This is a genomic window from Actinomyces sp. oral taxon 170 str. F0386 (genome assembly GCF_000195595.1).
Taxonomy (GTDB): domain Bacteria; phylum Actinomycetota; class Actinomycetes; order Actinomycetales; family Actinomycetaceae; genus Actinomyces.
The window spans coordinates 16083-39321 of sequence record NZ_GL882532.1 but is presented as its reverse complement, the minus strand read 5'-3'; the positions used below and the strand labels follow the sequence as shown (position 1 = coordinate 39321).

The 23239-nt window shown below is 68.0% G+C and carries 22 protein-coding genes; 15 read left to right on the top strand and 7 right to left on the bottom strand.

Annotated features, from left to right (window positions below; all coding sequences use genetic code 11):
• Positions 1-42: 42 nt before the first annotated feature.
• On the bottom strand, positions 43-1206 hold the full coding sequence (locus HMPREF9056_RS04755) for a bifunctional glycosyltransferase family 2/GtrA family protein (RefSeq protein WP_009403350.1): 1164 nt from the start codon (positions 1204-1206) through the stop codon (positions 43-45).
• Position 1207: 1 nt separating this feature from the next.
• Positions 1208-2239 (bottom strand): phosphodiester glycosidase family protein, encoded by a 1032-nt coding sequence (locus tag HMPREF9056_RS04750; RefSeq protein ID WP_009403349.1) that lies wholly within the window; start codon positions 2237-2239, stop codon positions 1208-1210.
• Between the two features lie 105 nt (positions 2240-2344).
• Between HMPREF9056_RS04750 and HMPREF9056_RS14615 the strand changes: the two genes are divergently transcribed.
• The 6 genes from HMPREF9056_RS14615 (at position 2345) to HMPREF9056_RS04720 (ending at position 7796) form a co-directional block, all read left to right on the top strand.
• Positions 2345-2689 (top strand): hypothetical protein, encoded by a 345-nt coding sequence (locus HMPREF9056_RS14615; RefSeq protein WP_253269936.1) that lies wholly within the window; start codon positions 2345-2347, stop codon positions 2687-2689.
• Positions 2686-3402, top strand: coding sequence for an ATP-binding cassette domain-containing protein (locus HMPREF9056_RS04740; RefSeq protein WP_009403347.1), 717 nt, complete (start codon positions 2686-2688; stop codon positions 3400-3402). The genes HMPREF9056_RS14615 and HMPREF9056_RS04740 overlap by 4 nt, the downstream gene beginning before the upstream one ends.
• Positions 3377-4528, top strand: a complete 1152-nt coding sequence (locus tag HMPREF9056_RS04735; RefSeq protein ID WP_009403346.1) for a hypothetical protein — start codon at positions 3377-3379, stop codon at positions 4526-4528. Before HMPREF9056_RS04740 ends, HMPREF9056_RS04735 begins: the two co-directional genes overlap by 26 nt.
• A 171-nt stretch (positions 4529-4699) precedes the next feature.
• Positions 4700-5872 (top strand): ABC transporter substrate-binding protein, encoded by a 1173-nt coding sequence (locus HMPREF9056_RS04730; protein WP_009403345.1) that lies wholly within the window; start codon positions 4700-4702, stop codon positions 5870-5872.
• Positions 5872-7041 carry an iron ABC transporter permease gene (locus tag HMPREF9056_RS04725; protein ID WP_009403344.1) on the top strand — a complete coding sequence of 390 codons (1170 nt, stop codon included), beginning with the start codon at positions 5872-5874 and terminating at the stop codon, positions 7039-7041. The genes HMPREF9056_RS04730 and HMPREF9056_RS04725 overlap by 1 nt, the downstream gene beginning before the upstream one ends.
• Positions 7038-7796: an ABC transporter ATP-binding protein gene (locus HMPREF9056_RS04720; RefSeq protein ID WP_009403343.1), complete on the top strand. Its 759-nt coding sequence runs from the start codon at positions 7038-7040 to the stop codon at positions 7794-7796. Before HMPREF9056_RS04725 ends, HMPREF9056_RS04720 begins: the two co-directional genes overlap by 4 nt.
• A 13-nt stretch (positions 7797-7809) precedes the next feature.
• On the opposite strand, the gene HMPREF9056_RS04715 is transcribed toward HMPREF9056_RS04720, so the two are convergent.
• Entirely contained in the window at positions 7810-8919 is a 1110-nt protein-coding gene (locus tag HMPREF9056_RS04715) for a tetratricopeptide repeat protein (protein WP_009403342.1), read from the bottom strand.
• Positions 8916-10322 carry an ATP-binding protein gene (locus tag HMPREF9056_RS04710; RefSeq protein WP_009403341.1) on the bottom strand — a complete coding sequence of 469 codons (1407 nt, stop codon included), beginning with the start codon at positions 10320-10322 and terminating at the stop codon, positions 8916-8918. Before HMPREF9056_RS04710 ends, HMPREF9056_RS04715 begins: the two co-directional genes overlap by 4 nt.
• Positions 10323-10451: 129 nt before the next feature.
• On the opposite strand from HMPREF9056_RS04710, the gene HMPREF9056_RS04705 reads away from it, so the two are divergent.
• Positions 10452-11759, top strand: a complete 1308-nt coding sequence (locus HMPREF9056_RS04705; RefSeq protein WP_009403340.1) for a multidrug effflux MFS transporter — start codon at positions 10452-10454, stop codon at positions 11757-11759.
• 33 nt (positions 11760-11792) lie between these two features.
• Here the strand turns inward: HMPREF9056_RS04705 and HMPREF9056_RS04700 are convergent, their stop codons facing one another.
• The 3 genes from HMPREF9056_RS04700 to HMPREF9056_RS04690 all read right to left on the bottom strand — a co-directional run bounded on the left by HMPREF9056_RS04700 (position 11793) and on the right by HMPREF9056_RS04690 (position 12785).
• Positions 11793-12206: a hypothetical protein gene (locus tag HMPREF9056_RS04700; protein ID WP_009403339.1), complete on the bottom strand. Its 414-nt coding sequence runs from the start codon at positions 12204-12206 to the stop codon at positions 11793-11795.
• A 76-nt stretch (positions 12207-12282) separates the two neighbouring features.
• The gene (locus HMPREF9056_RS04695; protein WP_253269935.1) at positions 12283-12552 is read right to left on the bottom strand and encodes a hypothetical protein; all 270 of its coding nucleotides are present in this window, start codon (positions 12550-12552) and stop codon (positions 12283-12285) included.
• 5 nt (positions 12553-12557) lie between these two features.
• Positions 12558-12785 (bottom strand): hypothetical protein, encoded by a 228-nt coding sequence (locus tag HMPREF9056_RS04690; RefSeq protein ID WP_009403337.1) that lies wholly within the window; start codon positions 12783-12785, stop codon positions 12558-12560.
• Positions 12786-13329: 544 nt separating this feature from the next.
• Here HMPREF9056_RS04690 and dnaK point away from each other — a divergent pair.
• From dnaK to HMPREF9056_RS04650, 8 genes are all read left to right on the top strand, one after another.
• Positions 13330-15201, top strand: coding sequence for a molecular chaperone DnaK (gene dnaK / locus HMPREF9056_RS04685; RefSeq protein ID WP_009403335.1), 1872 nt, complete (start codon positions 13330-13332; stop codon positions 15199-15201).
• Positions 15198-15833, top strand: a complete 636-nt coding sequence (locus HMPREF9056_RS04680) for a nucleotide exchange factor GrpE (protein ID WP_009403334.1) — start codon at positions 15198-15200, stop codon at positions 15831-15833. The genes dnaK and HMPREF9056_RS04680 overlap by 4 nt, the downstream gene beginning before the upstream one ends.
• Before the next feature lie 177 nt (positions 15834-16010).
• Positions 16011-17051, top strand: a complete 1041-nt coding sequence (locus HMPREF9056_RS04675; RefSeq protein WP_009403333.1) for a DnaJ C-terminal domain-containing protein — start codon at positions 16011-16013, stop codon at positions 17049-17051.
• Positions 17048-17554: a helix-turn-helix transcriptional regulator gene (locus tag HMPREF9056_RS04670; RefSeq protein ID WP_009403332.1), complete on the top strand. Its 507-nt coding sequence runs from the start codon at positions 17048-17050 to the stop codon at positions 17552-17554. The genes HMPREF9056_RS04675 and HMPREF9056_RS04670 overlap by 4 nt, the downstream gene beginning before the upstream one ends.
• A gap of 168 nt (positions 17555-17722) precedes the next feature.
• Entirely contained in the window at positions 17723-19039 is a 1317-nt protein-coding gene (locus HMPREF9056_RS04665; RefSeq protein ID WP_034513847.1) for a DUF418 domain-containing protein, read from the top strand.
• 60 nt (positions 19040-19099) lie between these two features.
• Positions 19100-20401 (top strand): DUF418 domain-containing protein, encoded by a 1302-nt coding sequence (locus tag HMPREF9056_RS04660; RefSeq protein ID WP_009403330.1) that lies wholly within the window; start codon positions 19100-19102, stop codon positions 20399-20401.
• A 142-nt stretch (positions 20402-20543) separates the two neighbouring features.
• Positions 20544-21914: a DUF418 domain-containing protein gene (locus HMPREF9056_RS04655; RefSeq protein ID WP_009403329.1), complete on the top strand. Its 1371-nt coding sequence runs from the start codon at positions 20544-20546 to the stop codon at positions 21912-21914.
• 10 nt (positions 21915-21924) lie between these two features.
• Entirely contained in the window at positions 21925-23214 is a 1290-nt protein-coding gene (locus HMPREF9056_RS04650; protein WP_009403328.1) for a DUF418 domain-containing protein, read from the top strand.
• Positions 23215-23239 lie beyond the last annotated feature (25 nt).

Here is a 23239-nt window from a genome sequence, read left to right as displayed (position 1 = left end):
GCTTGACACACCACATAGGGGCACCCCCCCGGCCGGTCGGTCTCACCCCCGCTCCTTGAAGACCAGCCGGCGCTGTGCCACGTAGCTGGCCACGTAGATGGCTCCGTCGCCGACAACCTTGGCGATCCCCAGCGGGACCCCGATCGCGGTGAGCGCCTTGAGCGCGATGTAGCTGGCCGCCATCAGGCTCACCGCCAGGATCACGTAGCGCACCGCCGTGCGCGCCACGGTGCCTCGCCGGGCCTTGAAGATGCGGCGGTTCATGAAGAAGTTCGCGGTCCCGGAGATCAGCCGCGCCCCCACGACGGCCGCCAGCAGGTTGCCGGTCATCGCGAAGATGACCATGACACCCAGCCAGTCGATCCCGAAGCTCGCCAGCGACGCCCCCGTGAACCGCAGCAGAGGGGCGTAGATCCGCGCCGAGTCCTGCAATGGTCGGAAGTGCGAGGAGGTGTTGCCCGGCTCGTAGACCGTGGCAATCTCCACCTGCTCCACCACCAGCCTCAGCTCGTGAGCGCGCAGCAGGGTGGAGAGCTCGTACTCGTAGCGGTCGCCGGGCACGCTCTGCAGCCAGGTCATGTGCCCGGCGGGGTAGCCGCGCAGGCCCGTCTGGGTGTCGCCCAGCCTCCAGCCGGTTGCGCCGCGGAACAGCAGGGCGGTCACATCGTTGCCGATCCGGCTGCGCAGCGGCACCGGCCCGGTGAACCGCCGCACCCCCAGGGTCATGTGCCCGGTCTCGCGCACCCGCGCGGCCACGGCCTCGATGTCCGACGGCGTGTGCTGCCCGTCGGCGTCGGCGCACACCACGTCCGCGTCGGGCCAGGTGGCGGCCGCGTGGGCCAGACCTGTGCGCAGCGCCTGACCCTTGCCCTGGTTGATGGGGTGGCTGACCACCTGGGCGCCCCGGGCGCGGGCGGCGGCGAAGAAGGGCGCGTAGCGCGGCCCCGAGCCGTCGTCGACGACAAGCACCGCGCAGTCCCGGCGCGCCCCGCGCAGCTGGGCCACGAGCGCGGCCAGGCGCTCATCGGGCTTGTAGGCCGGGATGAGGACCACGAGCGTCACCGCCGTCTGAGGGCGGGGCGCGCTACCGGCCCGCGGCGTCGTCCGGTTGTCCGCCGTGCGGTTCGCGGCGGTCCGGTTCGCCGGGACGATGACCCGCGGCAGCACCCGCGGCGAGGTCTGAAGAGCTGTGTGGGTGCCGTTCATCTCAGGATCCGTTCGCGATGTAGAGGATGTCGGAGGTGTCGCGCTCGCCCCCGTTGGAGGGCTGGTTGATGATCGAGTCGTTGAAGTACATGGCCGACGAGCCGCCGCCGTCGATGTTGTAGGCGCAGGCGCACCCCAGGTCGGCCATGATCTGGGCGAGCTCGGTCATGGTCACGCCGCGCGAGTAGCCCTCGCTGCGGCCGTCGACGACGACGAGCTTCAGGTGGTTCTTCTCCACCCACCCCACGGCGGTGCGCGGCTGCCTGCCCTGGATGGAGTGGTTGCCGACGTTCGTGTCGACCTCGACCTGGTCGATGCCGGAGAGCACCTGGCCGTTGTTGACCAGCGCCGGCCCGAAGGACAGCGTGTTCCACACGCCTGCGTCCAGGAGCGTCTGGGCGTTGGTGGTGGTCTCGTCGTAGACCTCGACGCGCCCGTCGGTGTAGAAGGCCATGCCGTCGCGTTTGCCGCTGTCGCGGTAGATGACGCCGTTGCGGATGAGGATGCCGTCGCTGCGGAAGCCGTAGTAGTCGCCGTTGATGGCCAGGATCGCGTCGTGCTCGGAGGCCATCGCGGTGGGCTTGGCAACGATGTTGGTGCCGTAGGAGTTGTTGGCGAAGGCGCTGCGCAGGTCGGTGGCGTTGGTGAGCTTGACGTCGGCCACGTAGTAGGTGACGGTGTCGCTGCCCGATCCGGTGGAGACCTGCTGGATCTCGATGCTCGTGTTGGACGAGGAGTAGGAGCTCTCCCCGACCGTCACATTGGTGGCCGGGGCGGCCGAGGAGCCTGCGGCGCTGCGAGCCTTGGCCTCCAGGGAGGTGACGTCGCCAACCTCGACGTGGTCGATGACGAACCGGTTGAGTGCCCAGGCGCTGGTGCCGGTGGCGGCCAGGCCCAGGACGGCGGCGCCGCCCAGGAGGAAGCGGCGGCGCGGGTGCTTGCGGGACTTCGTGGAGTGAGAGTGCCGGCCGGACTGGTGATCCTGGTCCGTCTGGGGCGGCTCGGCCGGGTTGAGGGTGTCGGAGTTGTGCATGGCTCAACCGTGTCGGCCCCGTGTATGTCAGGCGTAGGTTGACCTTGTGGGTCTCCTGTGAAGCTGCGGAGCCCGGAATGGCACGGGAAGACGACACCGCGTCAGATGTCAATACTTCTGGAAGGTGAGATCCTTGCGCCAGGATGGTCCCTGAAGTGCGGCACTGAGATCCGGCCCGGGCCTACAGTGAGAGGGGCAAGTAGCTGGTTCCCGCCGTGGGAATCTGCGAAGAAGGAGGCAACCGTGTTGACGGGACGGGCCCTACGCATCTTCCGAATTGTCATCGTGGTGCTCAACATCGTCGTAGCTGTCCTCTCCGTCCGGCGGGGAGACACGGCGGTCGCGGTTATCTCCATCGCTGTTGCCGTGCTCTTCCTGATCCAGGTGATCCGTCCGTCCATCGACGGCAAGGGAGGCGACCGAGATGACCGAACTCCTCCGAGCTCATGAGCGCTGTCGGCGATGCCCCGGCCCACCTCCTTGAGGTCGAGGCCCTGTCCGCCTGGTACGAGCGCGACCGGCCGGTCCTGGCCGACGTCTCCTTCGCTCTCGAGGCCGGCGAGGCTGTGGGGCTCATCGGCCTCAACGGCGCCGGCAAGACCACGATGCTCGCCTCCCTGTGCGACGTCCACCGCGGGGCGCGCCTGGGCGCCCTGCGCTACCGGGGCCGGGACACGCGCCCTGGCGACGAGCATTTCAAGGCCGCCCGCTACCTCAGCCTCGCCGACGACTCCTCCTTCCCCACCTGGAACCTGGAGGCCTTCATCGGCTTCATGGAGCGTGCCTACCACCGGCGCCCGGACCGCGGCCGCCTCGAGGAGCTGATCGAGGGCTTCGACTACGGCCGCTACCGGACCACCTCCTTCTCCCGGCTCTCCAGCGGCTCACGCAAGAAGGCCAACCTCATCGCCGCCTTCTACCTGACCACGCCCCTGCTCCTCCTGGACGAGCCCGTCGACTTCCTCGACTTCACCGCCACCGAGTTCCTCTACCGCAGCATCAACGACGCGGCCGCATCCGGGCGCTCGATCCTGCTCAGCTCCCACATCGCCGAGTCCTTCACTCGCTGCACCCGGCGCCTCTACGTGCTCTCCGCCGGCCGGATGAGCGGCCCCTTGACCACCCCCGAGGACTCTGATGCCGTGGCGGCGCTGGTCGGCTAGCCGGGCCGCCCTTGAGGCGGTGACCGGGCAGTTCGTGGGGCGCCAGACCGTCCTGGGTGCCGTCATCCTGTGCGCCCTGGCCGTCTGGTTCGGGGCGTCGACCGACCTCCGTGTCAACCCGCGCGTCGCGGTCACCGGACTGGTCCTGGCCGCCGTCGGCCTGACGGCCACCATCGCCTCGGCCTGGATCGGCTCCGGCCGCTGGGATGATCTGGCCCGCTTCCCGCTCCGACGTGATGAGCTCGCCCGGGCCGCCTACCTCGTGGCCGACGCTGTCATCCTCTTCGAGGCGGTTGTGCCCATCACCCTGTTCGTCCTGCTCACCGGTGGCGGAGGAGGTGGCCGGAGTCTCGGCGTAGGCGCTGCTGCGACGACGGCGGTGGAGATGATCGCCATCGGGTTGGGGGCCGGTGCGCTGGGGCTGACCCTGTGGGCGGGGGAGCGGGCCGTCTCGCGCTGGGTGGCCGGTGGGGCCCTCATCGTTGGGGCGACCGCCTGGTGGGTGGTGCCCGCTGCCTCCGCATTTCTCTTCATCGTTGCTGGTCTCGCCGCTGTCGTCCGCGCCGCCGGACTGCGGGTGCGCCGCACGCAGGTGGGAACTGTCCGGGGCGGCCGCCGCAGTCTGGTCCTCGGTGAGCTGGCGACCGTGCGCACCACGCAGGTCAATACTCTGATGATGCTTGCGGTCGCACTGGTCTTCACCTACACCATGGCCAGCCGTGGGCTGATCACTCCGATGACCATGGCCTTCGTTGTCGTCAACACGCCACTGAATGCCTACTTCTCCCGCTACCTCAGCACTCGCGCGGTGGTGATGGCCGCACCCGGATCGAGACGGGTCATGGCCGCCTATGCCAGGGGCCTCGCACTGTTGTATATGGCGTCCAACTGTCTGGTGGGTGTGTTCGTCGTCTGGCTGGGCGGCGGTTTTGTCGAGACCGTTGTGGCCGGAGTGGTGGCCTCGCTCGCTGGAGCGGTGACTGCGGTCCTCCTGGAGATCTACTGGCCGCTGACGAGTTGGAAGTCCGAGCGTGACGTCATGCGCCACCCGCGCAAGTACCTTCCACCGGCCGCGGCGTTGCTCGCCATCCTGGCGGTCCATGCCGTTGGCTCTCTTGTGGTGTAGCTGTTGTGGCTCGGTCTGACGCCGCCTTGTCGCTGTGCCGACCATCCATCTGGTCCGCACAGCATTTGTCTAACCTTACTAAAATAAAGGTAACTCTCTTGGCAAGTTGACTTAGGTAGACCTAATATCCTCGGTGATCTGCTTTCAACCTCGCGTCACCGAAGGACTCCTATGCGCCGTCGTACCCTGCTCATGGCCCTCCCACTCACTGCCGTCCTCGCCAGCTGCGGAGTCACCTCCCGCGCCGGCAAGGGCTCCAGCGGCGGTGCCTCCGCGAGCGCGTCGGGCGGCGGGTTCGAGGTCACTGACATCGTCGGTCGCAAGGTCGCCTTCGACACCCAGCCGAAGAACATCGTCCTGAGCGAGTCCCGCCACGTCTACTCCCTCGCCTTCCTCAACAAGACCAACCCCGTCGACAAGGTGGTCGCCTGGGGCGAGGACCTTCAGAAGGCCGCTCCCGACTTCTACGAGAAGATCGTGGCGGTCTCGCCCAAGGCCGCCGAGCTGCCGACCATCGGCTCCATCGCCAAGGACGGCCTGCCCATTGAGACCCTGGTGCAGTACAAGCCCGACGTCTTCGTCATGACCCTGGACGTCTACAACTCCGCGAAGGAGAAGGGCTACCTCGAGAAGCTGGACGGTCAGCAGATCAAGTACGTCGTCACAGACTTCCGACGCGACCCGGTCAAGAACACCGTCCCCTCGGTCACCCTTATGGGCGACCTCTTCGACAAGCGCAAGGAGGCCGAGGCCTTCGTCTCCTTCTACAAGAAGCAGGTCGACCCCATCGTTGAGAAGGTGAAGTCCCTGACCACCAGGCCCACCACCTTCCTGTGGCGCGGCCCGGGCGTCAACGACCCCGGTTCCACCTATTCCACCGCCAACCTGGGGGCCATCGTCACGGCGACCGGTGGCACCAATATCGCCGACAGCCTTTTGTCCGGCGAGGAGGGCGTTCTCACCCCCGAGCAGGTCATCGCCTCCAACCCCCAGAACATCATCGCCACCGGTGGCGAGTGGCAGCAGCAGAAGATCAAGGACACCGCCCAGACCAGCTATGTCCACCTCGGCTACAAGGCCGACGAGGCCTCCGCCAAGGCCAGTCTGGAGCAGCTGAAGAACCAGCCCGGCTACGACCAGATCCAGGCCTTCACCGACCGGCATGTCTACGGCGTCTACCACCAGTTCTACGACGCCCCCTACAACTTCATCGCCTACCTCACCTTCGCCAAGTGGCAGAACCCCGAGGCCTTCAGCGACATCGACCCCGACGCCGTCTGGAAGTCCTTCCACGACGACTACATGCCCTGGAAGGCCGAGGGCGTCTTCTTCACCTCCATCTGATGGGCGCCCCGCGCTCCAAGGCCCCTGCCGACGACGCCGCTGATGGAACGGGTGCCCGAACCGACAGCGCGGTGACCGGCACGACCGGGACTCAGACCGCCCCCGCGGGCGGTGCGGACAGTGCGTCGTCGGCCTACGCCTCCTACCGTCGTCGGACCCTGCGTCGCATCGCGATGCTGATGGGACTCGCGACCCTGCTCCTGGCCGTCTTCCTGGCGGCGTTGATGGTGGGGCCGTTGGGGTTCAGTCCGGCCCAGGTACTCGGCTCCCTCTTCTACGCCGACTACGACCCGTGGGTCGCCAACATCGTCATCAACCTGCGCCTGCCCCCGGCGCTCCTGGCGGTCCTGGTGGGCGGGGCGCTGTCCCTGGCCGGCGTGCAGATGCAGACGATCCTCGACAACCCGCTGGCCGAGCCCTTCACCCTGGGGATCTCGGCGGCCTCGGCCCTCGGCGCGGCGCTGGCGATCGTCACGGGCCTCGTGCTGCCGGTGGCTACCGGGGCGACCCTTCCGATCGTGGCGATGACGGCGGGACTGGCGGCCTCCATGGCCATCGCGATGGTCTCTCGGCTGCCCTCGGTGACCAAGGAGATGACGATCCTGCTGGGCATCGCCCTGGTCTTCAGCTGCCAGGCGCTCCTGGCGCTCGTGCAGTACCGGGCCTCCACCGAGAGCCTCCAGCAGATCGTCTTCTGGTCAATGGGCTCCCTCATGCGCGCCACCTGGCCGGCCGTGGCCACCGTCTCGGTGGCTCTGCTCGTGGCCACGCCCGTGTTCTGGGTCAACGGCTGGCGACTGACCGCCATCACCCTGGGGGAGGCGCGCGCCGCGGCCATGGGCATCAACGTGGCGCGCCTGCGCGCGTGGACCCTGGTCGGGGTCTCGCTGCTGGCCGCCCTGTCCGTGGCCTTCGTGGGGATCATCGGCTTCGTGGGGCTCGTGGGGCCGCACATGGCCCGCGGCCTGGTGGGGGAGGACCAGCGCTTCCTCGTGCCCGCCTCCATCCTGGCCGGATCCACCCTGCTGACCGCCGCCCACGCCGCCAGCCAGATCATCGTGCCGGGAGTGGCCGTACCCGTCGGTATCCTGACCGCCCTCGTGGGCGTGCCAGTGTTCCTCACCATCATCTTCGGACGCCAGCGCTCGGCGGTCAGGAGCGGATCATGAGCCTGGTACTGGACGATCTCACCTTCTCCTACGGCCGGCGGGCCGTCCTCAAAGGGGTCGACGCCACCTGGGAGACGGGGCAGATGGTGGGACTGCTCGGCCCCAACGGCGCCGGCAAGTCGACGCTCGTCACCTGCGTGGCCCAGCTGCGCCGCTACCTGGGGGAGGTGACCTTCGAGGACCGCAGAGGGCGGGACCTGCGCGGCATGATCGGCTACATGCCGCAGGGCCTGCCCGGCGATGCCGCCCTGACCGCTCTGGAGTCGGTGCTCACCGCCTCCAGGCGCGGGATGACCTGGCATACGAGCCGAGCCGACATCGACCGGGCCTGGAGCGCCCTGGACGAGCTCGGTGTGGCCGAGCTGGCCGACCGGCCACTGGGCCAGCTCTCCGGCGGCCAGCGCCAGCTCGTGGCCCTGGCCCAGACGCTCGTGCGCGAACCCGGACTCATCCTGCTCGACGAGCCCACCTCCGCCCTCGACCTGTGCCGCCAGGTCTCGGTGCTCTCCCACGTGCGCCGGATCTGTCACCGGGATACGGGCCGCCTCGCCGTCGTCGCCCTGCACGACCTCAATCTGGCGGCCCGCTTCTGCGACCGACTCGCCGTGCTCGCCGACGGGGTGGTCCTCGCCGAGGGCACACCCGCCGAGGTGCTCCAGCCGGACATCCTCGCCGAGGTCTATGGGCTGCGGGTGCGGATCGTGCCCGACGGCGACCACGTCATGGTCGCCCCCGAGACTGACCAGGAGGCCTGAGCGGGAGCTGCTGTCAGGTGTTCCGGCGTTGAATGAAGGGCACCAGCAGGGAACCACCCCAACCGAGTACCAGATGGACGATGCTGATGCTCAAGGTGCTGGAGAGAATGGCGTCGTCTCCTTGGATCGCACGGATGACGCCGATGACAAGGATTAGCCAGATCACCGGAACCGCTGCACCCCACAATGCGAGATACCGATGATGTCGGATGCAGGCGCGCAGCAGTCGCCAGCAGCGGCCCGCGAAATAAAGACGAAAAGCCCGGATTCGTGCGAGCGTTGCCCAGCATGTGAGGCCCGCCGTCAGAAACAGGGGAAGAAGAAGGAATTCGCTAGGCAGGTCGGATGTTCTGACCAGGGCGAGGAGTATCGTCGTCAGCAACATGCACCCGAGCATTCCGAAGTGAGCAACGCTCAGGAACTTTAGGAGGAAGGAACTGACCGCAATGCGCGCCATGGCGTGCACGGAAGTGTGGGCCGTGTAGGCGGCAAGTGCCTTGGCCGCTGCACGGGGTCTCGTGCGGCGATCGAGTATCTGGAACTGGAGGAGGAGAGCCTCCTCGCACAGGGGGTCGAGCCTGAGCGCCTCGTGCAAAGAGGCCTTGGCCGCCTCCGGGTCGGCTGTTCTCTGCGCGGCGGCCAGGGCCGCGTGGCTGTCGGCGCTCTCCGGGGAGAGCCTGACCGCCTCGTGGGCGTACAACAGCGCCTCCTCCGTACGCCCCATCCTGGTCAGTGCCGTCGCCATGAGGGAGAACAGCGAGACGTCCTCGGGGGACAGTTCCAGCGCGGTCCTCAATGAGTGCTCCGCCTCCAGTTCCTTGCCTTGGTAGATCAGGGCGTGGGCCAGAAGGCGGTGGGCCTCGGAATAGTCCGGCGCTGCTGCAATCGCTTGTCGAGCCATGGCCTCGGACTCCTCGAGTCGACCTGCGGCGCTGTGCGTGACCGCCAGGACCGTGTAGGTGAGTCCGGCGTTGTCTGGGTAACCGGCGAGTAGGCGGGTGAGGATCTGCATGGCTTGCTCGTCCTGCCCGGCTTCGGTGAGCTGGAAGGCCCACGTGAGCTCGCGCTCGTAGGCATCCTCCAAGGACCTGCCGCCTTCGGATGACGTCGTCGGCGTGCTCATAGCAGGCGGCGTCGTTTCATCCACTCGCGCAGTTCCTCGTACTCCCTGGAGGCATCGGAGTACTCGACGACGGTGCGCGCGGTCTCGAACCAGGGGCCGGTCGAGGGGCGGACTTCCTTGAGGGCTGCGTCCATGTCCTGCATATTCATGAGCCGAGGTCGGCCGGTGCGCACCGAGTCCATGAGCGCCTTCTCAGCAGCGGAGTCGCACACGTGCGACAGGTCTGCCCCGGTCAACCCCTCGGTCGCCCGTGCCAGGGCCTGCAGGTCGATTCCCTCCACGGGTCGCTCACGCAGGTGCGTGTGCAGAATGGCGGCGCGCGCCGGCTCGTCCGGTGGCAGGACGAGCAGGGTCCGGTCCAGCCTCCCTGGGCGGCGCAGTGCCGGATCGATGTCCCAGGGGGCGTTGGTGGCGGCCAGCAGGTAGATGCCCTCGTTGTTGCTGCCGACGCCGTCGAGCTCCTCAAGGAGCTGGTTAACGGTGCTGCGCATGCTCGAGTTACGTGAGAGTGAGCGCTTGATGCCGATAGCGTCGAGCTCGTCGAGGAAGAGGACGCAAGGTGCGTGGTCGCGGGCCTGCTGGAAGATGTTGTGGAGGTTGGCCTCGGAGTTGCCGATGTAGGGATCAAGGATGTCGGAGATCGTCACGGACAGGAAACCCGCTCCCATCTCACCGGCGATGGCACGGGCGATGAAGGTCTTTCCCGTCCCCGGCGGACCGTACAGGAGCAGGCCGCCGCGCAGGCTCTTGCCGTAGAGTCGGCGCAGTTCGGGGTTGCGCATAGGCGCCAGGAAGGAGGCCTCGAGTCGGTTCTTGACCTCGGTCATACCCCCGACGTCGGCCAGGCGTACACCGGCCCGCTCCACCTCCCAGTCGGCCGGGTCACTGTGGCCGTCGGCCCTGACCGGGCGAGGCTCGCAGAGAGCGGGGTCGGAGTCGGAGGGCTCTGAGGGCCTCGAAGAGACGAAGGGCGCAGCCGGTCCGCCGAGGTCCTCCTCGGCCCGCCGCCAGTCGAAGTCCCCGGTGTTGTCCGACGTCGTTGAGCTGCCGAATGCCGGAGCCTCCGATGACTCGGGCTCCGGTGGGGTGGTGACAGCCTCCGAGGGATCCTCCTTTCCCTGGGGGACACCCGCCGGTGTCGATACGCTGGTCGCCTGCTCTTCCAGCATGCTTGCCGCCTGCTCAGCGGGGGCCTGCGCGGTTTGCGGCGAGAGCGCTCTGGCCATGAGAGCGCGGGCGGCGTCGTCGGTCGGGGCGTGCTGAAGGGCGATGGCGCAGTGAGTCACCGCCTCAGCGCTTCGGCCGGCATCCATAAGGAGCTCGGCTAGGTGAGTGCGCAGCTGGACGTCATCGGGGGCGGTGTCCACAGCGCGTGTCAGGGAATCAATCAGCGGGTTGGTCACTCGGTCAGTCTAGATGCGGGCAGCGACACATGTGCTGTCGCGATCCTGTGGTGCGCCCGCCTGCTCCGTGCACCGCATCACGCGCCCGTGTACTGCCGTGCGGGCTGAAAATATCCCTACCCTCAGGTCATGACAGCTTCGCCGGACGCCCCCACCGACAGCGGGTTGAGGGCGGCCTTCCCCACCACGCTCCTCATCGCCCTGGCCGCGCTCGCGGCCGTCGCGCCCCTGGCCACCGACGCCTACCTGCCGGCCTTCGCCCAGATGGCCGACGACCTGGCCGTCTCCGCCTCCAGCGTCCAGCTGACGATGACGACCTTCCTCGTAGGGATCGCCCTGGGGCAGCTGACCATCGGGGTCCTGTCCGACCGGGTCGGCCGGCGTCCCCTCCTGCTGTGGGGCAGCGTGCTCGCCCTGGCTGCCAGCATCGGCGCCGCCCTGGCCTCGAGCCTGTCCATCCTCCTGACAGCACGCTTCCTCCAAGGACTCGGGGGAGCAGCCGGCATGGTCCTGGGTCGGGCCGTTATCTCCGACCGCTCCCGCGGTATCACCGCCGCCCGGGCGCTCAGCGTCGTCATGGTGATCCAGGGGATCGCCCCCGTGGTCGCCCCTATCCTCGGTGGCGTGCTCGTCGAGCCCATCGGCTGGCGCGGCGTCCTAGGGGTCGTGGCCGCCTTCACCGGGCTGCTCGTCCTCATGGTGGCCCTCTGGGTACCCGAGTCCCTGCCCGCCGAGCGGCGCCACGACGGCGGCCTGCGGATCCTGCTCGACGGCACCCGCGAGCTGGCCCACGACCACGTCCTCGTGCGTCTCCTGTTCATCAATGCCCTGTCCTTCGGGCTGCTCATGGCCTACCTGTCCGCCGCTCCCTTCGTGCTGCGCAACGTGTTGGGTATGGGGACAGTGGCCTACACGGCGGTGTTCGGCCTGTGTGGGGCAACCGTCACCGTGACGATCGGTGTGGCGGCATCCCTGGTGCGTCGCTTCTCCCAGGCCCGCCAGGTGTGGGTCGGGCTCATTGTGGGGCTGATCGTCGACGTCGTCTTCGCCGCGGTCTGCCTGACCTGGCTGCGCGAGCCGGTGACGGGCGCGGAGCGGGTGCCGCTGCTCGTCGTCGTGGTGGCGCTCTTCCTGGCGCACGCGGCCTGTTTGGGGCTGTCAATGGGCAACGCGCCGGCGCTCGCGCTGGACCGCACCGGCCGGTGGGCGGGGACTGGGTCCGCGCTGCTCGGCTTCCTCCAGTTCGTCGTCGGCGGACTCGTCAGCCCGTTGGTGGGGCTGACCGGGGAGGCCAGCGGTGCCGCCTTCGGCGTCGTCATCGTGGCCGTCGGCGTCATCGCCAACATCCTGGCGGTCTTCGGCCTGCGCGAGAGGGGCGAGAAGGAGCGCATGGCTGCCCAGGAGGCCGAGCGTCAGGCCCACCGTCTGGGCGAGTAAAGGCTCATGCCCCGCAGACTCTGTGGTGTCTGCTCAGGCGGCTCGGCGCAGTCGCGTCGTCGGGAGAGGCAGCTCGATGGCACCGATGAGGTCCACGGACTTGGCGACGCTGGTGGCCGACAGGTCCTCCACCGCCCTGGCGACGATGACGCGGTTCCGGTGGATCTCGCGGATCCTGACCCGGGTCCAGCTAGCCTCGCCCGTTTGCGGATCGTCCTCCTCAAGGAGCCAGTCCTCCGCCAGAAGCCGCAGACCGATCGCGTCCAGGACCGCCTCGGCCTCGTCGAGCTCCATGGCCTCGCCGCGCCGGATCCACAGCCGGTCGTAAGGGATGAACCGGCCGTCCGCACTCATCTCGATATAGCCCACATGCTCCCCGTCCTCGCGACGCAGATGATCGAAGACGTCCTCGGGATCGGGCAGGCCTTCCGGTGGAGGGGTGCTCATGCGTGCCAGGCTACCGGGCTGGCGAATGCCTCCACACCGGTGCAGGCCTGTCGCTTCCGACGTGGCCTGATCTACCTCAAGCCACGAGTGGCTGATAGCGCTGGCGGGCGGCCTCACCGGAGGTTCCGACCATATTTCCAATGACTGCCCAGGACATCCCAGCGTCCCGAGCGCCTCTGATGGCATCAAGGACATGCCGTTCGGCCTGGGCCTGTTCAGCAACTGCGTCTCGCAAGGCCGCTAATGCGGCCACGTCGACCTCATCGGCCTCGATTGGGTCGTAGTTTTCGAAGCGGGCGGCCAGCTCGTCGGCATGCGCCAGGATCTCGTCAACAGTACGGGGCATCGTCATCACCTCAGAAACTTCTCTCGGGCACGCATGGCGTGGACGATGACGATTGTGGTGATGCCTTGAATGTAGCCAATCTCGAGGACAAGGGCAGCCCGGTTGGCTCCCAGGAGCATAGTGAAACCATCTCCCATGTCCCATGCCCGGATGGGGTGGTGATAGGCGTGAAGGATGTCAGCCTCGCTCAGGCCGTGCTTCAGCGCCGATCTGGCAATGATCGGATCGTCCACAGATCCAAGGTAACTTGTGATGTGCTGTTTGGTCGAGGGGTGTGGTCCCGGGGTGACGCTGGTGGACTTTGAAAAGTCGCCAATCGTGACACTTCGGCGGTGCGTGGGGCTTGGTGGGCTGATCGAGAACGTACTTTCACGACGAGGACTGCGTTCTCCCGCAAATCTCTAGGGTGCGGCCTCAGTCATCTGCGGGAAAACGCAGTCCTCGCGAGATATCGCAGTTCCCGATGTGCCGGAGCGGCGGGGTGCACCGCTCTGGCGCCGCCTGAACTGTCCGCCATGCTGCCGTGGGCGGGTGCTTCACGAGGGGGGTGGCTCGCGATGCAGCGCGCGTGTCGCAGGTCACCTGCTGTCCGTGGAATGGATCGTCCAGTCCTAAGGTTGAGCCAGTCAGACTCAAGGTTGGGTGCCATCGAGTTGACAGAACCCGACTCAACCACAATCCTGAGTGCATACGACTCAACCTGAAGTCGCCGGGGCATCCGGCCTTCACCTCAGACATCGACTGACAACAACTCAGCAACCACAAGGAGCACATCACATGGCACGCGCTGTCGGTATCGACCTCGGTACCACCAACTCTGCTATCGCCGTCCTCGAGGGTGGCGAGCCCACCATCATCCCGAACGCCGAGGGCGGCCGTACCACCCCCTCCGTCGTCGCCTTCTCCAAGTCCGGCGAGATCCTCGTCGGCGAGATCGCCAAGCGCCAGGCGGTCACCAACGTCGACCGCACCATCTCCTCGGTCAAGCGCCACATGGGCACCGACTGGTCCGTCGAGATCGACGGCAAGAAGTACACCGCCCAGGAGATCAGCGCGCGCATCCTGGCCAAGCTCAAGACCGACGCCGAGGCCTACCTGGGTGAGCCCGTCTCCAACGCGGTCATCACCGTCCCGGCCTACTTCAACGACGCCGAGCGCCAGGCCACCAAGGAGGCCGGCACCATCGCGGGCCTGACCGTGGACCGCATCGTCAACGAGCCCACCGCCGCGGCCCTGGCCTACGGCCTGGACAAGGGCAAGGAGGACGAGCTCATCCTCGTCTTCGACCTCGGTGGCGGTACCTTCGACGTCTCCCTGCTCGAGGTCGGCAAGGACGACGACGGCTTCTCCACCATCCAGGTGCGCGCCACCAACGGTGACAACCGCCTGGGCGGCGACGACTGGGACGCCCGCATCGTCGACTGGCTGGTCAAGCAGGTCAAGAGCAAGGACGGCGTGGACCTGTCCAAGGACAAGATCGCCATGCAGCGCCTCAAGGACGCCGCCGAGCAGGCCAAGAAGGAGCTGTCCTCGGCGACCTCCACGAACATCAACCTGCAGTACCTCTCCATGAGCGAGTCCGGCCCCATCCACCTCGATGAGAAGCTGACCCGCTCCAACTTCCAGGAGATGACCGCGGACCTGCTCGAGCGCACCAAGATCCCCTTCCACAACGTCATCAAGGACGCCGGGGTCAAGGTCTCCGACATCGACCACGTGGTCCTCGTGGGAGGATCCACCCGCATGCCCGCCGTCACCGAGGTGGTGCGCGAGCTGACCGGCAAGGAGCCCAACAAGGGCGTCAACCCCGACGAGGTCGTCGCCATCGGCGCGGCCCTCCAGGCCGGTGTCATCCAGGGCGACCGCAGCGACGTCCTGCTCATCGACGTCACGCCGCTGTCCCTGGGCATTGAGACCAAGGGCGGGGTCATGACCAAGCTCATCGAGCGCAACACGGCCATCCCGACCAAGCGCTCCGAGGTCTTCTCCACCGCCGAGGACAACCAGCCCTCCGTGCTCATCCAGGTCTACCAGGGCGAGCGCGAGTTCGCCCGGGACAACAAGCCGCTGGGCACCTTCGAGCTGACCGGTATCGCCCCGGCCCCCCGCGGCGTGCCCCAGATCGAGGTCTCCTTCGACATCGACGCCAACGGCATCGTCCACGTCTCGGCCAAGGACCGCGGTACCGGCAAGGAGCAGTCCATGACCATCTCCGGCGGCTCGGCCCTGCCCAAGGAGGACATCGACCGCATGGTCAAGGAGGCCGAGGCCCACGCCGAGGAGGACAAGAAGCGCCGTGAGGACGCCGAGACCCGCAACTCCGCCGAGCAGCAGGCCTACTCCATCGAGAAGCTCCTCAAGGACAACAAGGACAAGCTGCCCGAGGACGTCCACTCCGAGGTCTCCGAGGCCGTCACCGACCTCAAGAAGGCCCTCGAGGGCGACGACATCGAGCCGGTCAAGACCGCTCAGGAGAGGCTGAGCTCGGTGGCACAGAAGGTCGGCGAGGCCATCTACCAGGCCGACGCCGCCCAGGCCGCGGGTGACGCCTCCGGTGCCACCGGCTCGGCCTCCTCCGCCGGCGCCGCGTCCTCCAACGACGAGGACATCGTGGACGCCGAGATCGTCGACGACGAGGACTCCAAGTGACCTCGGCCGGCCCCACCCCCGAGAACGAGGGCATCGACCCCGAGCTCCAGGCGGCCGTCGAGTCGGCCTTCGAGGAGGTGCCCGACGACGTCCGCGACGAGCTAGCCCAGGGCGCGCCTGAGGGCGCGGCCGGCCAGTCCGATGCCGCCGCCTCCGACGAGGACGCGGCGGGGGACGACCCCCTGGCCCAGGCGCAGGCCCAGGCCGCTCAGGCGGCCGACGACCTGGCCCGGGCCCGGGCGGACCTCTACAACCTCCAGCAGGAGTACCAGGGGTTCGTGCGTCGGTCCCGCGAGGGCGCTGCCTCCCACCGCCAGGCCGGCGCCGCCGACGTCGTCGAGGCGCTCATCCCGGTCCTCGACGAGATCGAGCTGGCCCGCCAGCACGGTGACCTGACCGGCACCTTCGAGACCACGGCCGGCAAGCTCGAGTCGATCCTGGCCGAGAAGTACTCCCTGGAGCGCTTCGGCGCTGTGGGCGAGGTCTTCGATCCCACGCTGCACGAGGCCCTCATGGCCACCGAGTCCAGCGAGGTCACCGAGCCCACCATCGCCGCGGTCCTCCAGCCCGGATACCGCCTGGGTGAGCGCGTCGTGCGCGCCGCCCGCGTCCAGGTCGCCAACCCGGCCTGAGCCGGTATCCACCACACATCCACGGCACTAACCACCCCGGTCCGACGGCAGGCCCGGGCCCGCCGGAAACGCCGGCTCGGGCCCGCCGTCGGCCGGGAGGTTGCCCCATGACTTTCAACAGCTTGTATCAGTAAGGAAAACCCACGATCACCCGGATAAGGAGGCGGTGAGACGACCATGGCCAGTCAGGACTGGATGACGAAGGACTTCTACGCGGTCCTCGGCGTGAGTAAGGACGCCGACGCCGCCGCTATCAAGAAGGCCTACCGTACGCTCGCGAAGAAGTACCACCCCGACCGCAACCCCGACGACGCCGCGGCGGCGGAGAAGTTCAAGGAGATCGGGGAGGCGTACGCCGTCCTGTCCGACGAGGCCGAGCGCAAGCAGTACGACGCGATCCGCTCCATGGCCGGGGGCGGTGCCCGCTTCCAGGCCGGGGGCCCGGGAGGCGCCGGCGGTGCGGCCGGATTCGAGGACATCTTCTCCTCCATGTTCGGCGCCCAGGGCGGTAACGTCCGCTTCGAGACCGGTGGCGCCGGCGGCGCTCAGCCCGACCTCGACGACCTGCTGCGCATGTTCGGCGGCGCCCCCAGCCCCACCCGCTCCGGCGGCCGCCCCGGCCCCTTCGGCTTCGGCGGCTTCGGTTCCCCGCCCCAGCCGCAGAAGGGCTCCGACGTCCTGACCTCGGCGTCGCTGGATCTGCGCGATGCCGTTGCCGGCACCACCGTGGAGCTCACCGCGGACGGACGCACCATGAAGGTCCGCATCCCGGCAGGCGTGCGCGACGGCCAGAAGATCCGCCTGCGCGGCAAGGGACGCACCGGTCTCAACGGTGGCGAGAACGGTGACATGGTGGTGTCCATCAGCGTCAACAAGCACCCGGTGTACTCCATCGACCCCGTTGACGGCGCCAACCTGCGCATGGACCTTCCTGTCACCCTGCGCGAGGCCGCCCTGGGCGCCACGGTCGAGGTCCCGCTGCTCGACGGCGGTACCTCCAAGATCAAGATCAAGCCCGGCACCTCCTCGGGCACCGTCATGCGCCTGCGCGGAAAAGGCGCCACCACCCGGAAGAAGACCGGCGACCTGCTGGTGACCATCGAGGTGGCCGTCCCCAAGAAGCTCTCCAAAGCCGCTAAGAAGGCCCTAGAGGCCTTCGATGAGGCCATGGGCGACACCGACCCGCGGGCGACCCTCATGGAGGAGGCCGGCACGTGAGCCGGCGTCGGGCCGGGCAGGGTCTGGACTACCTGGCCGAGGACGCGGCCGAGCGCGCGGTCTACGTGGTCTCGGTGGCGGCCGAGCTCGCCGGGATGCACCCTCAGACCCTGCGACAGTACGACCGGCTCGGACTGGTCCGCCCCGCCCGGACCCGCGGGCGGGGCCGGCGCTACTCCCACCGCGACGTCGAGCGCCTGCGCCGCATCCAGGCCCTGTCCCAGGAGGGCATCAACCTCGAGGGCGTCCGCCGCATCCTCGCTCTGGAGGCCCGCGTCGAGGAGCTGGAGGCCGACAACGCCCGCATGCGCAGCCGGGAGGCCGTCGTCCAGAGGATCTTCGCCGCGGCCGCTGACGGCGAGGTCCAGGTCGTCGCGCCCGGGCGACAGGGGCGTGGGCCTGAGCGCGGTCCCGAGCCGCGCGGCGGGCGCACCGCCAGCGCGGCGGGCACTGCGGGTGCCGTGAGCACGGCGCTCGTGCCGACGAGGGCATCACGCCCCTGAACGCTGTTGTGGGCCAGGGGCTGTGCGATCTCGTCAGGAGCTCGTGTATCCCTATCCCTGGTGGGGATGACAAGACGCGGTCCTTAGTTCTTCGGGGGATGTCGGCACCTTTGGCTCATGTCTCTGCGGGGGATGTATGCCGATATTGCCGACAATACTGTCGGTGTCATGCATATGACGACTTCTTTCACCAGCACTCGGGATCTTCGCTACCCGGCCCCGGATGTAGCCCGGGGGCTGATGCTCCTACTCATCGCGATGGCGAATGTTCCCGTGTGGGTGGCGAAGAACTTACCGACAGTTACCGGTGCTCGTTTCCACCCGTCGATGGCTGACAGTGCTTGGCTGTTCATCCGGATGCTCTTCGTTGATCACCGGGTCTACCCGTTGTTCGCGATGCTCTTCGGGTTCGGGCTCATGACCATGATCAACCGGCGTATCGCCTCCGGGACGGAGAGCTATCTTCAGTCCCTCCCAGGTGCGGATGCGGGGCGTGAGCCGACGCCGCAGGAGGAGGCCTGGGCGCACGAGCGTGCGACCGTCGATGCGCGCCGCCTGGTGCGGTGCCGGGGCTGGTGGATGATCCTGTTCGGGTTCGTCCATGGCATTGTCTTCCCTGGCGACATCATTGGCACCTACGGACTGGTTGCGGTACTTCTTGCGGGATGGCTTGCACGCAAGCAGTTTCGGCGGCTGGTGGTGACGGGTACTATCGCCACTCTTACCGAGATAGCACTTTTGCTGATGATTGGGTTCCTTTCTCAAGGTGAGTCCGCGACCGGAGCGGGAGAGGCGACGACCTCTGAGCAGGCGCTTCTGCCGTGGTTCATCACCAATCCGGGCAGCTGGGCGGTACAGACACTCATGGGCGCCGTCGGCCTTATCCTCCTGGCGGTTGTCATCGGGGCTCGCCTGGCCGACACTGATCTCATCGTCCACCCCGAACGGCATCGGAGTCTGCTGGTGATGGTTGCGGTTGGTGGTTTACTTCTGGGAGCACTCGGCGCATTGCCGATGACCCTGGCCCAGATGGGGATGATGCCGATGCCGCTCTGGAGTACCGCTGCCCAGAACGTCTTCGGGTTGGCCGGCGGATGCGGTTGGCTGGCGCTGCTGGTGCTCTACGCCGGCGGCCCGAGGCCGGACGGCCGGCTCACCGGACTGCGGTGGCTCGCCTCGGCCGTCGGGCGTCGGTCGATGACCGTCTACTTGAGTCAGACGATGCTGTTCGGGACGATTTTTGTCATCCTCCCCGCCCTCATCGGGCAGCGCTTGTGGCTGGGACCGATCGCGGCCGCCGGGGTGGCGGTGCTGGCCTGGCTGCTGGCTGTTGGGCTGTGCGTCATCTTGGAGTGTGGCGGTCACGCCGGTCCCTTCGAGACCCTGTTGCGCACCGCCGTGGCCCGCAGTGAGCGCAAGCCGCCTCGCCCGGCGCCACGGGCGGCGGCCGGTACCACAGTCGTCTCCGCCGGAGTTTCTGAGTGAAAGCAGCGCTCCACCTGGGGAGCGAGATCTGGCGGTGTGTTGCGTCGTATTATCAACGGTATGCATCTCATCAGCTCTTTCACTAGTTCCAGGGGCGTGCGTTACCCAGCCCCGGACGTGGCTCGGGGTTTCATGCTGCTGCTCATCGCGGTGGCCAACGTGCCCCAGTGGAGCAGGGTGCCGGCTAGCTTCGTCGGTACTTTCCCGGCCTCGGCGGCCGATGCCTGGTGGGTGTTCATCCGGGAGCTCTTCGTCGATCACCGGGCCTACCCGTTGTTCGCGATGCTGTTCGGCTTCGGGCTGATGACGATGATCAATCGGCGTATCGCCTCCGGGACGGAGAGCTATCTTCAGTCCCTCCCAGGTGCGGATGCGGGGCGTGAGCCGACGCCGCAGGAGGAGGCCTGGGCCCGTGAGCAGGCCACCGTCGACGCCCGTAGCCTCGTGCGGCGCCGGGGCTGGTGGATGATCCTGTTCGGGTTCGTTCACGGCATCTTCTTCCCCGGTGACATCATCGGCGCCTACGGGCTGGTCGCCGTCCTCTTCGCGGGCTGCCTGGCGCGCAAGCAGTACACCCTTCTCTACTCCGCCGGAGCCTTCATCACGCTCCTGGCCGCCGCCAACTTCCTGGCGATGGGCTTCGCCTCTCCGGAGACCATCGCCGTATGGTCCGGTGCTCAGGAGAGCCAGTTCACGATAGCGCTGCCCTGGTTCGCAGCCAACATCGTGGAGTGGACCATCGCGCTGTTCATCCAGGTCCTCCTCGCGCTCATCGTCCCCGCTGCGGTCCTCGGCGCCCGCCTGGCCGACACCGGCATCATCATTCATCCGGAGCGGCACCGAGGTCTGCTCGCGGCGATGGGAATCGGCGGCCTGACGGTGGGGGCCGGGGGCGCGCTCCACAGCGCTCTGACCAAGATGATGCCCATCTCGGCGTGGCCGTGGGACTTCGCGGCCAAAGAGCTCTTCGGTCTGGCCAGCGCCTGCGGTTGGTTGGCGCTGTTGGCCCTATATGCCGGTGGGCCCAGGGAGGACGGCAGGTTGACGGGACTGCGTCGGCTGGCCTCCGCCGTGGGGCGCCGTTCCATGACGGCCTACCTGAGCCAGACGATCCTGTTCGGGGTCATCTTCGTCATCGTCCCTCTTCTGGTGACGGGGGAGCGCCTGTGGCTGGGGCCGGCCACGGCTGCCCTCATCGCCGTGGCGGTGTGGCTGGTGACGGTGGTGCTGTGCGTGGTGCTCGAGCGCGGTGGGCATGCCGGTCCCTTCGAGACGCTGCTGCGCACCGCCGTGGCCCGCAGCGAGCGCAAGCGGTCGATGGCTCCGCCGGCCGTCCAGCCCATCAGCCGGCCGGGGGCGTAGCCGCCTGCACTGCTCCGAGAGCCGTTCTCACCGAACCGTCCTCCGGAAGAATGGCCAGGGCAGAGGATCCACCTTTCGGTGGAGGCGATCTCGGCGCTTAAGGCGGACGCCGCGTGATGACGGGCCTTTATACGGTCGAGCCATGAACACGACGACTTCATTCAACGGCTCCCGCGGCCTGCGGTACCCCGCCCCCGACGTCGCCCGCGGCTTCATGCTGCTGCTCATCGCCCTGGCCAATGTGGGCTTCTGGAGCTACGGCACCGGTCGATTCACGCCGTCGACCGCCGACAGGATCTGGGCCTTCATCAACGCCCTGTTCATTCACGAGCGCGCCTATCCGCTGTTCGCTCTGCTCTTCGGCTTCGGGCTGGCCACGATGGTCAACCGGCGCATCGCATCGGGCGCCGGCGTCTACTGCCAGGATCTGACCGGCGGGCTCCGTGCGCCGTCGGCTGCTGAGGTCAGCCAGGCCCGCGAGCAGGCGACTGTCGGTGCCCGCCGCCTCGTGCGGCGCCGGGGCCTGTGGATGGTCCTGTTCGGGCTGGTCCACGGCGTCTTCTTCCCCTCAGAGATCATCGGCGCCTACGGCATCGTCGCCGTCGTCTTCGCCGGCTGGTTCGCCCGCAAGCACCACAAGCGCCAGCTGGCGGTGTGCGCCCTCGTTCTTCTGTTCCAGGTCGTGCCGGTGCTCCTGTCGATGTTCTCGGGGCCCGACGGCGGAGCGGCTGCCTCCACTGCGGCGAGTACCGCCCCGACGGCTGCGGCACCTACCGACTCGGCCGAGTCGGTGCTGTCCACGCTGCCCTGGTTCGTGACCAACGTGGGTGAGTGGTTCTCGCTCGCCGTCGGGGTGGCCTTCACCACGATGGTTCTTCCGGCCGCCTTCCTCGGGGCCCGCCTGGCCGACACCGACCTCATCGCCCACCCCGAGCGCCACCGCGGCCTGCTGGCGGCCGTTGGGCTCGGCGGCCTGGCTCTGGGTGCGCTCGGAGCGCTCCACGAGATTCTCGTCCCGTTCACAAGTGCCCAGTCCTGGGAGATCGACTCCACGCTGATCATGGTCCTGGGCCTGCCTGGAGGCTGTGGCTGGCTGGCGCTGCTGGCCCTCTACGCCGGCGGGCCGACGTCGGACGGACGACTGACCGGTCTCAAGTGGCTGCTCGCCGCCGTAGGACGTCGCTCCATGACCGCCTACCTGTCTCAGACGCTCATGTTCGGCACTATCTTCGTCATCATGCCGAGACTGACCGGGAACCCCTTGGAGCTGGGAATGGCGGCGTCCGCTGCAGTCGCGGCCGTGGTCTGGCTGGTGACCGTGGGCGTGTGCGCGGTGCTTGAGCGACTCGGCGAGCCCGGTCCCTTCGAGGCCCTCCTGCGCACCGCCGTCGTCAGAATGAGGAGCCCTGGTCCTCCGGGAGGAGGCGCCGGGGCTCCTCTCGTGCCCACGGGTGAGGCGCAGGCTCGGAAGACAGCCCCGGCGGAGGAGGTGTGGATCACAGGGGCTTCCTAGCGTGGAGGTCATGAAACTCGCGACATCGTTCACCGGCACCAGGGGGATGCGCTATCCCTCCCCGGATGTGGCCCGTGGCTTCATGCTCCTGTTCATCTCCCTGGCCAATATCCCCTTCTGGACCGGCATGGCGCGGGTCTCGGCCCCCAACGATGCCGCAGACACGGCCTGGCTATGGGTGCGCACTCTTCTTATCGACGCCCGGTCCTATCCGCTGTTCGCGATGCTGTTCGGTTTCGGACTGGCCACCATGGTCAATCGGCGCATCGCCTCCGGGACGGAGAGCTATCTTCAGTCCCTCCCCGGTGTGGAGGCCGGGCGTGAGCCGACGGAGCAGGAGGAGGCCTGGGCCCGTGAGCAGGCCACTGTCGACGCCCGTCGCCTCGTGCGGCGCCGTGGCCTGTGGATGATCCTCTTCGGCGCTGTTCACGCCATGCTCTTCTCCGGCGACGTCATCGCTGCCTACGGGCTGACCGCCGTCATCTTCGCCGGATGGCTCGCCCGCAAGCACTGGAAGCGGGCAGCGGTCCTCTGCGCCGTCATCCTTGTTGCCAGCGTCGTCATCACCTGCGTCATCGTCAGTTTCAAGACCTCCCAGGGTGCGGCCTCGGCGACGGATATGCACGCGGGGGCCGGCGAATCGGCTACGACCCTCTTGTCCTACGTCTCCCACGGTGTCACCTCTTGGGCCGTCAACCTGAGTACGACGCCGATATCGTTGATCTTCCCCGCGGCCTTCCTCGGGGCCCGCCTGGCCGACACCGACCTCATCGCCCATCCCGAGCGGCACCGTCGCCTCCTGACCGCCGTCGGCCTGGGCGGCCTGGGGATCGGAGCCGTGGGCGGTATTGGGGTCGCTCAGTGGGCCACGGGAGGGTCCTTGAGCCTCTGGGCCGTTCCTCTGCACCAGGTGGCGGGGCTGGCCGGGGCCTGCGGCTGGCTCGCTCTGCTGGCCCTCTACGCCGGTGGGCCGAGACCGGATGGTCGGCTGACGGGGCTGCGCCGGCTGGCCTCCAATGTGGGGCGTCGCTCCATGACCGCCTACCTCTCTCAGAGCTTCCTCTTCGCCACCATCTTCCTGGCCCTGCCCGCACTGACTGGCATGGAGCTCCACCTGGGCGAGGCCCGGGCCGCAGGGATCGCTGCGGCGGTCTGGCTGGCGACGGTCGGCCTGTGCGCGGTGCTTGAACGTGGCGGTCACGCCGGTCCCTTCGAGACGCTGCTGCGCACCGCCGTCGCCCGCAGCGAGCGCAAGCGGGCGACGGCAGCGCCGCCGACCGCCCGACCCGATGACGCCTGATCGGGCGCAGTGCTGAGCGGACGAT

Bases quoted from the DNA above. Each gene is read 5' to 3' on its own strand.
- HMPREF9056_RS04755 (WP_009403350.1), bottom strand. From the start codon at position 1,206: ATGAACGGCACCCACACAGCTCTTCAGACCTCGCCGCGGGTGCTGCCG.
- HMPREF9056_RS04750 (WP_009403349.1), bottom strand. From the start codon at position 2,239: ATGCACAACTCCGACACCCTCAACCCGGCCGAGCCGCCCCAGACGGAC.
- HMPREF9056_RS14615 (WP_253269936.1), top strand. From the start codon at position 2,345: ATGTCAATACTTCTGGAAGGTGAGATCCTTGCGCCAGGATGGTCCCTG.
- HMPREF9056_RS04740 (WP_009403347.1), top strand. From the start codon at position 2,686: ATGAGCGCTGTCGGCGATGCCCCGGCCCACCTCCTTGAGGTCGAGGCC.
- HMPREF9056_RS04735 (WP_009403346.1), top strand. From the start codon at position 3,377: ATGCCGTGGCGGCGCTGGTCGGCTAGCCGGGCCGCCCTTGAGGCGGTG.
- HMPREF9056_RS04730 (WP_009403345.1), top strand. From the start codon at position 4,700: ATGCGCCGTCGTACCCTGCTCATGGCCCTCCCACTCACTGCCGTCCTC.
- HMPREF9056_RS04725 (WP_009403344.1), top strand. From the start codon at position 5,872: ATGGGCGCCCCGCGCTCCAAGGCCCCTGCCGACGACGCCGCTGATGGA.
- HMPREF9056_RS04720 (WP_009403343.1), top strand. From the start codon at position 7,038: ATGAGCCTGGTACTGGACGATCTCACCTTCTCCTACGGCCGGCGGGCC.
- HMPREF9056_RS04715 (WP_009403342.1), bottom strand. From the start codon at position 8,919: ATGAGCACGCCGACGACGTCATCCGAAGGCGGCAGGTCCTTGGAGGAT.
- HMPREF9056_RS04705 (WP_009403340.1), top strand. From the start codon at position 10,452: ATGACAGCTTCGCCGGACGCCCCCACCGACAGCGGGTTGAGGGCGGCC.
- HMPREF9056_RS04700 (WP_009403339.1), bottom strand. From the start codon at position 12,206: ATGAGCACCCCTCCACCGGAAGGCCTGCCCGATCCCGAGGACGTCTTC.
- HMPREF9056_RS04695 (WP_253269935.1), bottom strand. From the start codon at position 12,552: ATGCCCCGTACTGTTGACGAGATCCTGGCGCATGCCGACGAGCTGGCC.
- dnaK (WP_009403335.1), top strand. From the start codon at position 13,330: ATGGCACGCGCTGTCGGTATCGACCTCGGTACCACCAACTCTGCTATC.
- HMPREF9056_RS04675 (WP_009403333.1), top strand. From the start codon at position 16,011: ATGGCCAGTCAGGACTGGATGACGAAGGACTTCTACGCGGTCCTCGGC.
- HMPREF9056_RS04665 (WP_034513847.1), top strand. From the start codon at position 17,723: ATGCATATGACGACTTCTTTCACCAGCACTCGGGATCTTCGCTACCCG.
- HMPREF9056_RS04660 (WP_009403330.1), top strand. From the start codon at position 19,100: ATGCATCTCATCAGCTCTTTCACTAGTTCCAGGGGCGTGCGTTACCCA.
- HMPREF9056_RS04655 (WP_009403329.1), top strand. From the start codon at position 20,544: ATGAACACGACGACTTCATTCAACGGCTCCCGCGGCCTGCGGTACCCC.
- HMPREF9056_RS04650 (WP_009403328.1), top strand. From the start codon at position 21,925: ATGAAACTCGCGACATCGTTCACCGGCACCAGGGGGATGCGCTATCCC.